Annotated in this window: 11 protein-coding genes; 7 read left to right on the forward strand and 4 right to left on the reverse strand. The window is 62.1% G+C overall.

Features of this window, described 5'->3' with window-relative positions; translation table 11 throughout:
* The first annotated feature begins 172 nt into the window (after positions 1 to 172).
* A complete protein-coding gene (rffA, locus tag Q2941_RS35645) occupies positions 173 to 1,315 on the forward strand; it encodes a dTDP-4-amino-4,6-dideoxygalactose transaminase (protein WP_458195391.1) in 1,143 nt (380 codons plus the stop codon).
* Between the two features lie 2 nt (positions 1,316 to 1,317).
* On the opposite strand, the gene Q2941_RS35650 is transcribed toward rffA, so the two are convergent.
* Positions 1,318 to 2,016: a hypothetical protein gene (locus Q2941_RS35650; RefSeq protein ID WP_458195392.1), complete on the reverse strand. Its 699-nt coding sequence runs from the start codon at positions 2,014 to 2,016 to the stop codon at positions 1,318 to 1,320.
* A 530-nt stretch (positions 2,017 to 2,546) separates the two neighbouring features.
* On the opposite strand from Q2941_RS35650, the gene Q2941_RS35655 reads away from it, so the two are divergent.
* Both Q2941_RS35655 and Q2941_RS35660 read left to right on the forward strand, forming a co-directional pair.
* Positions 2,547 to 3,524, forward strand: a complete 978-nt coding sequence (locus tag Q2941_RS35655) for a type II secretion system protein GspD (protein ID WP_458195393.1) — start codon at positions 2,547 to 2,549, stop codon at positions 3,522 to 3,524.
* Positions 3,525 to 3,583: 59 nt separating this feature from the next.
* Entirely contained in the window at positions 3,584 to 4,087 is a 504-nt protein-coding gene (locus tag Q2941_RS35660; RefSeq protein WP_458195394.1) for a prepilin peptidase, read from the forward strand.
* Between the two features lie 38 nt (positions 4,088 to 4,125).
* Here Q2941_RS35660 and Q2941_RS35665 read toward each other — a convergent pair whose 3' ends face one another.
* The 3 genes from Q2941_RS35665 to Q2941_RS35675 all read right to left on the reverse strand — a co-directional run bounded on the left by Q2941_RS35665 (position 4,126) and on the right by Q2941_RS35675 (position 7,377).
* Positions 4,126 to 5,931, reverse strand: a complete 1,806-nt coding sequence (locus Q2941_RS35665) for an acyltransferase family protein (RefSeq protein WP_458195395.1) — start codon at positions 5,929 to 5,931, stop codon at positions 4,126 to 4,128.
* Complete coding sequence (locus tag Q2941_RS35670) at positions 5,928 to 6,434, reverse strand: tetratricopeptide repeat protein (protein WP_458195401.1); 507 nt, start codon at positions 6,432 to 6,434, stop codon at positions 5,928 to 5,930. The genes Q2941_RS35665 and Q2941_RS35670 overlap by 4 nt, the downstream gene beginning before the upstream one ends.
* Before the next feature lie 169 nt (positions 6,435 to 6,603).
* Positions 6,604 to 7,377 carry a class I SAM-dependent methyltransferase gene (locus Q2941_RS35675; protein ID WP_458195396.1) on the reverse strand — a complete coding sequence of 258 codons (774 nt, stop codon included), beginning with the start codon at positions 7,375 to 7,377 and terminating at the stop codon, positions 6,604 to 6,606.
* Positions 7,378 to 7,712: 335 nt separating this feature from the next.
* Here Q2941_RS35675 and Q2941_RS35680 point away from each other — a divergent pair, with 335 nt between their 5' ends.
* The 4 genes from Q2941_RS35680 to Q2941_RS35695 all read left to right on the forward strand — a co-directional run.
* Positions 7,713 to 8,408 carry a WbqC family protein gene (locus tag Q2941_RS35680; protein ID WP_458195397.1) on the forward strand — a complete coding sequence of 232 codons (696 nt, stop codon included), beginning with the start codon at positions 7,713 to 7,715 and terminating at the stop codon, positions 8,406 to 8,408.
* A gap of 148 nt (positions 8,409 to 8,556) precedes the next feature.
* Positions 8,557 to 8,994 carry a hypothetical protein gene (locus Q2941_RS35685; RefSeq protein WP_458195398.1) on the forward strand — a complete coding sequence of 146 codons (438 nt, stop codon included), beginning with the start codon at positions 8,557 to 8,559 and terminating at the stop codon, positions 8,992 to 8,994.
* A 740-nt stretch (positions 8,995 to 9,734) separates the two neighbouring features.
* On the forward strand, positions 9,735 to 9,950 hold the full coding sequence (locus tag Q2941_RS35690) for an acyl carrier protein (protein ID WP_458195399.1): 216 nt from the start codon (positions 9,735 to 9,737) through the stop codon (positions 9,948 to 9,950).
* A gap of 3 nt (positions 9,951 to 9,953) precedes the next feature.
* Positions 9,954 to 10,562, forward strand: a 609-nt coding sequence (locus Q2941_RS35695; RefSeq protein WP_458195400.1) for an SDR family NAD(P)-dependent oxidoreductase, incomplete at its 3' end; no start/stop codon positions are given.

The raw sequence follows: 10,562 nt of genomic DNA on the forward strand, positions 1-10,562 counted from the left end.
TTCCTCCCAAACGCGCGCGCCGCGAACCGTCTTGATTGCCCGCGATGGGGCCGGCACAGAGTTTCCATCGGACTGCGCCCGATCGCCAGTTGATTCCCGCAACGGAAAACGCCAATTTGGATTGGAAACAGGGCGTTAGCGCGCCTCTTAAGATGGTTCCGCGACTTAGGCAATGGCATCCGAGTTCATCCCGTTTAATCGGCCCTATCCGACTGGAAAGGAGCACGGCTACATCCAGGACGCGCTGGAGAGCCTTCACGTGTCCGGCGACGGTCGTTTCACCAAACGCTGTCACCAGTGGCTCGAGCAGCGCACCGGATGCGCAAGAGCGTTGCTGACGCACTCCTGCACGTCCGCCCTCGACATGGCCGCCATGCTGCTCAACCTCAAGAGCGGCGACGAGGTGATCCTGCCCTCCTTCACCTTCGTGTCGAGCGCGAACGCGTTCGTGCTGCGCGGCGTGGTCCCGGTCTTCGTCGACATTCGCGAGGACACGCTCAACCTCGACGAACGGCAGATCGAAGCCGCGATCACCTCGCGGACGCGTGCGATTGCGCCGGTCCACTATGCCGGCATCGGTTGCGAGATGGACAAGATCGTCGCAATCGCGAAACGTCACAATCTGCGGATCGTCGAGGACGCGGCGCAAGCGATCATGGCCAGCTACAAGGGCTCGCCGCTCGGCGCCATTGGCGACCTCGGCAGCTTCAGCTTCCACGAAACCAAGAACATCATGTCTGGCGAAGGCGGCTGCCTACTGGTGAACGATCCCGCGCTCGCACAGCGCGCCGAGATCATGCGCGAGAAGGGCACCGATCGCAGCCGGTTCTTCCGCGGCGAGGTCGATAAATACACCTGGCAGGACATCGGCTCGTCGTTCCTGCCGAGCGATCTGACGGCGGCCTTCCTGTGGGCGCAGCTCGAGGAAGCCGAGCGCATCACGCGCGAACGGATTGCAATCTGGAACGGCTACCACGAACTGCTGGCGCCGCTGGAGCAGCAGGGCCTGTTGCGACGTCCGATCGTCCCCGGCCATTGCCGCCACAACGGCCATCTCTACTACATCTTGCTCTCGCCGGGGATCGACCGGAGCATGGTCCTTGGCAAACTGAAGGATCAGGGCATTAACTCCGTGTTCCACTACATCCCCCTGCACTCATCTCCGGCCGGGATGCGATTCGGACGCGCCCATGGAGACCTGATGCTCACGACGTCGCTATCCGAGCGGCTGATCAGGCTGCCGATGTGGATCGGGTTGCAGGAGCAGCAGCAGGTGCGGGTCGTTGAGGCGCTGGGAACGATCCTCGGACGATAAGCTCAAAGACCGTCCGACTCGCCGCCCTTCGGTGTCGAGCGGGGCACGAAGGGCGCGAAAGAGGTGTCGCCGGTAGGCCCGGTCAGCTTGCCAGCTGCCCCTTGAGGCATCACGGTATCGGGCGGCCCCGGCGGCTGCACCGGCACATCCGGTCGTTTCAGCGCCAGTACCTCGCTGCGGTCGCCGTGCTTGAACGTGACTTCGCGCGGCTGAACGGTGCTCAGCGACCAGCCTGCCCGCGATTCACCCTGGCGCATGGGGATCACTTTCTGGTCGGTGCGGTCCATGAGGATTGCAATGGCGTCGCCCTCGCCGACCACGGCTCCGACCAGAACGAGCGGCAGCGGGGTCTCGACCGCCTTCGGGGGCGGCGGCGCAGGAGCCTCTTCTGGCGAGGCCGCCACCGCGCGCGGCGCCGGCCGGCGCGTAGCCGAGAAGATCGGGCGATCCGCCGTCGCGGTCAGCGCCGATAGCGGTACAGACCAGAGCGGATTACCACGGGGGACCGGCTTGCCTGCGGATTGCACCGGCTTTGCGATCGGCCGCACTGCGCCAACGTCGACCGTGTCGGTAGAATTGCCGACCGTATCGTCGGACAGGATGCCGATTCGGGACGAGGTCGCCGCCATGGTTGCCCCTGCGCCCAGGGCGGGGATGATCCACAGCGCGGCCAATCCGATTCGTCCCAGCCGTCCGAACATCGATGCTCCCCTGCGACCGACCGCCGCGCGGGGCGCGGCCAGATCGGCAAACTAGTTCCAATGTGGCTCGCCATCAACCCGCGTCGAAGCAAGCCGGGGACGAAGGGTGGAGAACCGGATGCGCAGCCTCGCTCCCTGGACGCTGCGACGCCGCATGCACCCCAACATATTGCTTCACGGACACGATCGGTAAAATTGCAAAACAAACAGGAAAGAACCGGACGCAGTATTGCACGCTTTCGTTGCAGGGGTGCCTGACGCCATGGGAGTATGACGGCTGCGACAAACAATCTGCGTCGCAATTGCATAACCCCTCGACGATTGCTTTGCGGATTTGAGATGCGGATGGCTGGGCCGACAAGACTTCCCGAACGGATCGGATCCGGCGCGCGCTCCGTCCTGCGTCACGCGCTCGCCACCCTGCTCACGACCACGGTGCTCGGCGTCGTTGCGACGCACGCCGTCGACGGCACTGGGTTGGCGGTACCGGCGAATGGACGGATGCCACCAACTGGAGCTCGAATCCGAGCGTGCCGGACGGCACCGCGACGTTTACCAACACCGGCACCACCAGTGTCGTCAACGACAACGGCATCGTCACCATTGGCACGATCCAGTTCACGAACACGGCGCAGGCCTATTCGGTCACCATCAACAACCCGTTCATCGTCAACGGTACCGGTATCGTTAACAGCTCAGCCAACACCCAGAACTTCGAGGTGACGTCCGGCAATTCGATGGTGTTCCAGAACAGCAGCTCGGCGAACAGCGGAACGGGAACCGTCATCATCGCGAACGACAGTGGCGCCAACGTCTTCTTCATCCAGAACAGCACGGCCGGAACGGCAAGCATCGTCAACCAAAGCTTCCTTTCCTTCGACGATTCCAGCTCGGCCGGCAGCGCAAACTTCGCCAACAATTTCCAGACGGATTTCTTCTCCAGCAGTTCGGCAGGCAGCGCCACGATCATCAATGCCGCGTCGGCAACCTTGAACTTCAGCAACAACTCGACCGCCGCCAGCTCGACGATCATCAATGATGGAACGGTGAACTTCAACACCATCGACTACAAGAACACCGGCATCATCCTGCGCGTGCTGCCGCGCTCCAATGCCAACGGCAACGTGGTGCTGGACATCGAACAGGAAATCTCGAGCGTGGCGGCCGGCAGCACGACACTCACGCCGACGATCTCGCAACGCCGGGTCAAGAGCTCGATCGCGGTGACGAGCGGCCAGACCGTGCTGCTCGCCGGCCTGATGAGCGAGACCGAGAACAAGCAGCGCCAGGGCATTCCGATCCTCGATTCGATTCCCGGCATGGGCGATGCCTTCTCGCACCAGACCAACGCCCGTGCCCGCACCGAGCTGATCCTGTTCATCCGGCCGACCGTCATCAAGGATGGCGTCGACGCGCATGTCATCGCCGAGGAGATGCGCACCAAGATGAACAGCCACCTGGTCGGCACCAGCGACCCTGTCGTCGTCCCGCCGAAGACGGCGCGCTGAAGGACGTGACGGGAGAACTCGAGAACGATCCGCCAGGCCTTCAGCCCCTCGTTGGGCTCGTGCTCCTTATCGGCATCGTCGCGAGCCTCCTCGCGGCCCCCGGCGCGGAAGGCCTTTCGGGGGCGTATCTCGCCGCCCTGATGCTGGCCATCGCCGCGACCGACGCCCGCCGCTATCTCATTCTGAACGAGCTGACGGCCGCGGCGTTTGCTCTCGCCCCTGCTTCGGGCGGGCGCGATTACACCCGATGCCGGCGCACTGGTGTGCTTTGGGCGGCTTTTCGCGCCGTGGCGGCGGCACTGCCGCTCCTGCTCCTGATGCTGCTCTACCGGCTCTTAAGGGGCCGCGACGGGCTGGGGCTCGGCGACGTCAAGCTCACCGCGGTCGCCGGCGCCTGGCGCGACTTCACCACCGTCATTGCTGTGATTGAAGTGGCGGCGCTGTCCGGAATCGCTGCCTATGCCGCCAACGCCGCGTTGCGAAAGAAGCCATTGCGCGCGACGGCGTTCCTGCCATTCGGACTGTTTCTGGCGCCCTGCGATCTGGATCGGCTGGATGGCTGAGAGATGGCTTGGCTAACCGTCGAGCAACGGCAGCGACCTCAATTCAGGTGCAGGAACGTCCCCATAAATCGGGCGCCTGCAATCGTCGGGTGGCCATAATCCCAAGTCAGCAGGTCTCCTTGGGATGCTTGCGTATGGGTGAGGCAGCCTCCTTCATTGCAAAGATCCTCGAACGACGAAACAAACCGCGCGCCCGCCTTAGCCGACATTGCGGCAAGCGCGTCGTTGATCCTTTGATACGGTAACGGCTGCGGAGGCAGCCGATCAGGAAGCCTGCCGTTGGCGCGCCAGAATTCGTAAACCTGTGTTGGCAGGTCAGGATACCAAAGCGGTCCCTGGCCAATCACTATCACATCTTGGACGCTCTTTTTTAGCTCGATCAGAGCCGCGCTCAGCCCATTGTCCTGTACATCAGCCTGGAAATAATGCTCGTATCTAGCCCAACCGGCAAACAGGATGACCGTTTGTGGCTTGAGTTCAGCGATCCTGCGCAAGACTGCGGCGTTGCTGGTCGCGCAGTTCGGATAAGTGCCGCCTGTAGACGGAGGACAACTGTCCTTGGTAAACTGCGCAATATCGATGCCGTCACGCTTCAGCCCTGCGTACAAGCGTCCTGCATGCGAGTCGCCCCAAATCAACGTGGCACCTGCGCTGCATTCGGGCGCGAAGCTCTCAAAGGTCGACTCCGCGGTCAGCCAGCATTTGAGCACTCTTGCGTTCGATGCTGGATCGTACTGCATTGTCGCGAGCACCGCCTGAATTTCATCAGGATATCGCCCTGGCACTCCACCGCTTCTCCAGATCACTGCGGACAAACCGATGACGACCATCATTGCTGCCATCGAAATACCGACACCGCGCCGCTTCAGGAAGCCGAACCGCAGGGGGTACTCGATCAAACGGGTCGTCAGCACCGCCAACACCACGCTCGTTATGACAAGCGCCACCCTGACCGGAATCGACGTCAAACCGGCGATGGCGGCAAACGACAGAAGAGGCCAGTGCCAGAGGTAGAGCGGATAACTGATCAGCCCAACGAATACAGGCCATTTGTGACCGAGAATCCTCGAACCGAATACGATAATCAAGGAAGTTCCAGTCACAGGGAGCAGTGCAAGTAGGCCAGGAAAGGGGCTTGTTTTGCGCAGGAGAACAGCGCTTCCCACGATCAGCACGATTCCCAAGTAGGAAATCCAATCTCGACCCTGCGCGCGCCAATTGGTGCGCGCTAGAATTCCACCTACACCAAGCTCCCATAGGCGTGACCATGGAGCATAAAAGGCTGCAGCCGGATCGTATCGAACGGCGAAACAACTATAGACCAGAGACGCTACCACCAGGGCGGACAAACCGGCCAACGATCGAGCCGACTTGTTGAGAAGCAGCAGAAATAGCGGCCATATCAGATAGAATTGCTCTTCTACGCCGAGAGACCACAGGTGCAGGAGCGGCTTCGCTTCTGCGGCCGCGTCAAAATATCCCACCTCGCTCCACGACAGGAAGTTCGGAAAAAACAGCGCCCCGGCAAACCCGTACCGCCCCAAACCTTGATATTTCGCCGGCAAGAGCTGCAACCATCCAACTGCCAGTGTCGCGGCGATGACAACTACGAGCGCAGGAACGATTCTTCGAGTACGCCGCGCATAGAAGCGGGCGAAAGTGAACTCAGACGATTCAAGATCGGACAGGATGATCCCGGTAATCAGATAGCCGCTGATGACGAAGAATACATCGACGCCGATGAACCCACCGCTGACGACGCCAGGAAACGCATGAAAGGCAACGACCAAGGCAACTGCGACAGCACGAAGACCATCAATGTCGGAACGATATTTAGGAATCATGTCGATCGAATTCGCTCCTCAGCGCTCGCGGCTGGGTGCTCATTCCAGCGCCGCGACGCGCCTCCGCGATCTCCCCGCGCGTCATCTTGGTGGTGACGGCATCGCGGATCCGGGCTCGCCCGCGGGGGCGCAGCAGCGGTCGACAGGTTGAGCCATTTCGAGGCCTCAACGATGTCCCGTGGCACGCCCATCCCGCGATCATAGAGCAATCCCAGCGAATACTGAGCCAGGCTGTCGCCCTGCTCGGCCGCACGCCGATACCACATCGCCGCTTCCGTATAGTTCTGCGGCACGCCACGACCGGTGTCGAACAGGTAGTCGAGATAGGCTTGCGCCGCGGCATTGCCGCGCGCGGCCAGCGGAATGATGATGCGCGAGGCCGAAACATAGTCGTGCCGGTTGCCCTGGCGCAGCGACTGCGCGTGCGCGAAATGTCCATTCGGGAACAGCAGAACTGCAACGGCTGCTGCAACGAAACAGCCTCGTATTACCCGGTCGCCCACCTCCAGCAAAGTCTGCTCCCCGCGATCGGCCTCAAATCATTGCCGATCCTGATGCTCATCCTCGATCGATCGCCACCCTAATCGTGAAGCGCAGGAAAATCCATAGCGAGCCAGACGTCACGCCCCCGTCACAAAATCAACCCGCCATTTTGGTGCCACTATAGCCGGACTAGACGGCGCGACCGACCACGACGCGGCTGCCGCCGGCGGGCCAACGCAGACCGGCAAGCGTCAGGCGCACCTCGGCACGCAGGATCGCGGTGAAAAGGCCGTTGATGCGCGGGTCGAGCGCGAATTCGCGCTCGACCTCCTCGTTGCTGCTCTTACCCTGCGCCTTGAGGCGACTTGCGATCATCAGCGGCAGAAGCAACGAAGTGTAGGAGCTCGAGAACAGCACCTCGAAGCCGTTGCGGCTGAACTTCTCCTCCAACTCGCCGCGGCGGTAGCGCCGCTCATGATAGGCGATCTCATCGGCGCGGCTCCACAGCCAGGGATGCTGCGGCACTGCGACGATAATGCCACCGTCTGTATCCGTTGCCGCACGCATGCCGCGCAAAACGCCCTCATCGTCGGCAATATGTTCGATGACGTCGAACGCTCCGACCAGATCGAAGGTGTTTAGGGCCGGAATATTGCGCGCATCCATCTGCACGAACTCGACATTCGGCAAGCGCTTGCGGGCAAAGGTCAGTCCTGAGGGATGCAGCTCCGATCCGACCAGGCGATGCCAAGCGCGCGATTGCGCAAACGCGCGCAGCACGACGCCGTTGCCGCATCCGACCTCGAGGAAGCGGCGCGCCTCGGGAAAGAATCGATTGGCAAGGCCGACCAAGAGCTCGTTGCGCGCCACAAACCAGAAGTGCTCGGCCTCGACCTTCGCGAGCGCCTCGAAGCCACGCGGATCCATACCGCTGATGGTATCGGCAAGGTCGGGCGCGAACATCGGGATGCCCTCGCTTATCCCCACGGCACGTGCGCAGGCGGGACAACGCCAGCCGACTGGCCAGATCGGCTCGTTGTCGGCGATCGCTTGTTCCGCGGCGCAGGCTAGGCAGCGGCGCCGTGCTGCGCCCGCACCCGTCATGCGGGGCACACGCTGGTCGCTGGGGCGGCGGAAACGACGATAATAGGTGAATTCATCGCAGAGTCACTATAAACACAGCCTTGATGGCAGGCCGGATGCGGCCCTGCCGACACACTGTTCGGATCACCCACGCGCGTCAAGCCTTCCTATAGGCGACGCGTCGCCTCATTGTTCGGCCGGCTGCTAGTCACAACGTGCGCATCTCCATCATTCAGTCCTGCTACATCCCCTGGAAGGGATTTTTCGACCTGATCGGGCAGTGCGACGAATACGTGATCTTCGACCGCATGCAATACGTGAAGCGGCACTGGCACAACCGCAACCGGATCAAGACCGCCAACGGCGTCGAATGGCTCACTATTCCCGTAGTCACGAAGGGGCGGTTCGATCAGCCGATCGACGAGGTTCTGATCGAGAAACCCTGGGCCGAGAAGCACTGGCGCGCGCTGGAGCTCGCCTACCGACGCGCGCCGTTCTTCGATGCGTTCGCGCCGGCGGTGAAGGCCTGGTACGAGTGCGCCGAGAGAGAGACGCGGCTCACCGACGTCAACGAACTGTTCACGCGGGAGATCGCAACCCTGCTCGGGCTTGGCACGCGAATCGTCAGAGATACCGCCTATCCCGGCGAGGGCGTAAAGACTGCGCGGCTGCTCTCCATTGCGCGGGCCGCCGGCGCCGACCGCTATCTCAGCGGCCCGTCGGCACGGGCCTATCTCGACGAGGCGCTGTTCGCCGCGGCCGGAATCGCCACGGATTGGATGAGCTACCACGGCTACCCTGACTATCCGCAGCTTCATGGCGGCTTTGAACATGCCGTCAGCGTGCTTGACCTGCTCTTCAACACCGGCCCCGACGCGGCAAGGTTCATGGTGCGCCGGATCGCGGCCTAAACGCGGGCGCGCAGCCCTTCCCCGGACAAAAAAGCCCCGGACTTCCGACCCGGGGCTTGGAATGTGGATGGCTGACCCATATCCGCGAGCCACGACGACCGACTACTTGAGCGGCAAGGCCGCGCCGTTCGGGTTCTGAGTCGAACCGATGACCACGTTGTTGCCGGCGCTCGACATCGTTCCTGCCACTGCAAACCCTTATGATGTGCCAGCGGTCGACCGTCAGGTTACCGTTGCCAGCGGTTCCAAGCGCGGTTGCGAAATCCGAGAAGTCAGAGCTGGTCACCGTGACCACGGCACCGGTGGAAGCCAGGACGCCGCCTCCGTCAGGGAGCCCTTGAACGGACCATGGAAGCTCGAAATTCACGACGGCGCTGCCAGCGCTGGCCGTGACGTTGACGCCGTTGTTTGCGATGTTCCTAAAGGTCGAGTTGCGGATGACCGTCATCCGGGTCGCGCCAAGGGCAACGTCGACGCCGTTGCTGCTAAACCCGAAGATATCGCAATTGTCGACCGTGCGCTGAGCGCCGGACAGGAACCGGATGCCATTGATACCCGAATTGGATGCGCAGGTTTCGGAGAATGACAACGTCGGTGGCGCCGGCCTGCACGACGATGCCGTTGGTTCCTGCGACAAGGACGGACGCAACCAGACCGCCACCGCCGTCGATTGTGATCGCCTTCGTGATCGTAACGACGCCAAATATCCGCCAGGATCGAGGGTGCTGATTTCACCACCGGCCCGCCGTCTTGGAGATCGCACCCGCGTAGGTCTTGCACGGGGCCGTCCGGCTGCAAGGATTGGCATCGTCGCCGACACCCGAGCACAAGTAAAACGACGGCAAGAGCGAAAAAGGCCAAACGGCGCATAATGAACTCTCCTTGTTGGCCGGAACTCATTTCCGGCCTGCTGAAATGAATGCAGTATTCGTCTATTCCGGAACAGTTCCCGGCATCACGTCGCACTCCGCACCCTCGGAAAGAGACAGGCAGCACTGCCACCTCCAGAGGTTGCAACCCGCCGATGTCGATGGAATCGTACGCAACCAACAAAATTTCACGAGCAATTTGGCCCGAGCCAGCAGAATTCAGCCGGAAAGACGAGACCGCACCCTGTTGCTATGTTCCCGAAAGTGCGAAGCTGGTTCAAAGTTCTTGTAACTCTCGCACATATCCCTAGGGTTGATTCCCGATACCCGCGAATTTGCGCCCCCAGCCCACTTGCCGTATGAAAGACCGGACGCCGCGGTCGTGCCGCGATGCCCCTCAAGATATTGCAAATCCACGGCGTTTTACCGATCGCCGGCGGGTCCCGAAGAGACGATGATGCAGGCGACAGAACTGTTGGCGGAAGTGCTGCGAAACAACATTGCGATCCCGCACGGTGACACACCATTGGCGGAACTCGATGGCTGGGATTCACTCAAAGGCGTGCGGCTCGTGCTGCGCCTGGAGGAGATCGTCGGGAGGGAATTGTCCGAGGACGACATCGAGCGGCTGCGCTCGGTCGGAGATGTCGAGCGTCTCCTGAAGGCCGCATGAGACATGCCCCCGAACGCTGATCACTGGGTCATCATCTCAGGGGCCGGTGGCGCGGTCGGGCGCGAGCTGGTGGCGCATTTTGCCGCCAAGGGCCATCCAGTGCTGGCACTCGACCGAAGCTTTGCCGCATCACCTCAGCATTCGTCGGTCGTCTTGCGAACGCTGGATCTCACCGATGAAGCTGAGGTTCGTGGAGCGCTCGCGGACGTTATTCCCGCAAGCGCTCAGATCGCATTGCTCGTGAACGCCGTCGGACTGATCTGGAACGAGCCTACGCTCACCTTCAAAGGCGCGAAACTCGTCACGCACGACATGGACTCCTGGCGCAATGTGATCGAAGCGAATCTGACCGCGCCCTTCGTCGTCGCAGCCCAGGTCGCCGCGCGCATGGCACGGCGCGGCGGCGGCGCCATCGTGAACTTCTCCTCGATCGCCAGCGCGGGAAACGTCGGCCAGGCTGCCTATAGCGCCGCCAAGGCCGGCATCGAGGGATTGACGCGAACCATGGCGATCGAGCTCGGCCCACTCGGCGTGCGCGTCAACGCTCTGGCGCTCGGGTTCATCGACGTCGCGACCACGCGCGAAGCGGTCGCCGACGAGCGTCTTAAAGGC

Source organism: Bradyrhizobium sp. UFLA05-153 (genome assembly GCF_054185185.1).

Coding starts and splice junctions, on each gene's coding strand:
- rffA (WP_458195391.1), top strand. CDS start 173: ATGGCATCCGAGTTCATCCCGTTTAATCGGCCCTATCCGACTGGAAAG.
- Q2941_RS35650 (WP_458195392.1), bottom strand. CDS start 2,016: ATGTTCGGACGGCTGGGACGAATCGGATTGGCCGCGCTGTGGATCATC.
- Q2941_RS35665 (WP_458195395.1), bottom strand. CDS start 5,931: ATGATTCCTAAATATCGTTCCGACATTGATGGTCTTCGTGCTGTCGCA.
- Q2941_RS35675 (WP_458195396.1), bottom strand. CDS start 7,377: ATGTTCGCGCCCGACCTTGCCGATACCATCAGCGGTATGGATCCGCGT.
- Q2941_RS35685 (WP_458195398.1), top strand. CDS start 8,557: ATGACCACGTTGTTGCCGGCGCTCGACATCGTTCCTGCCACTGCAAAC.
- Q2941_RS35690 (WP_458195399.1), top strand. CDS start 9,735: ATGCAGGCGACAGAACTGTTGGCGGAAGTGCTGCGAAACAACATTGCG.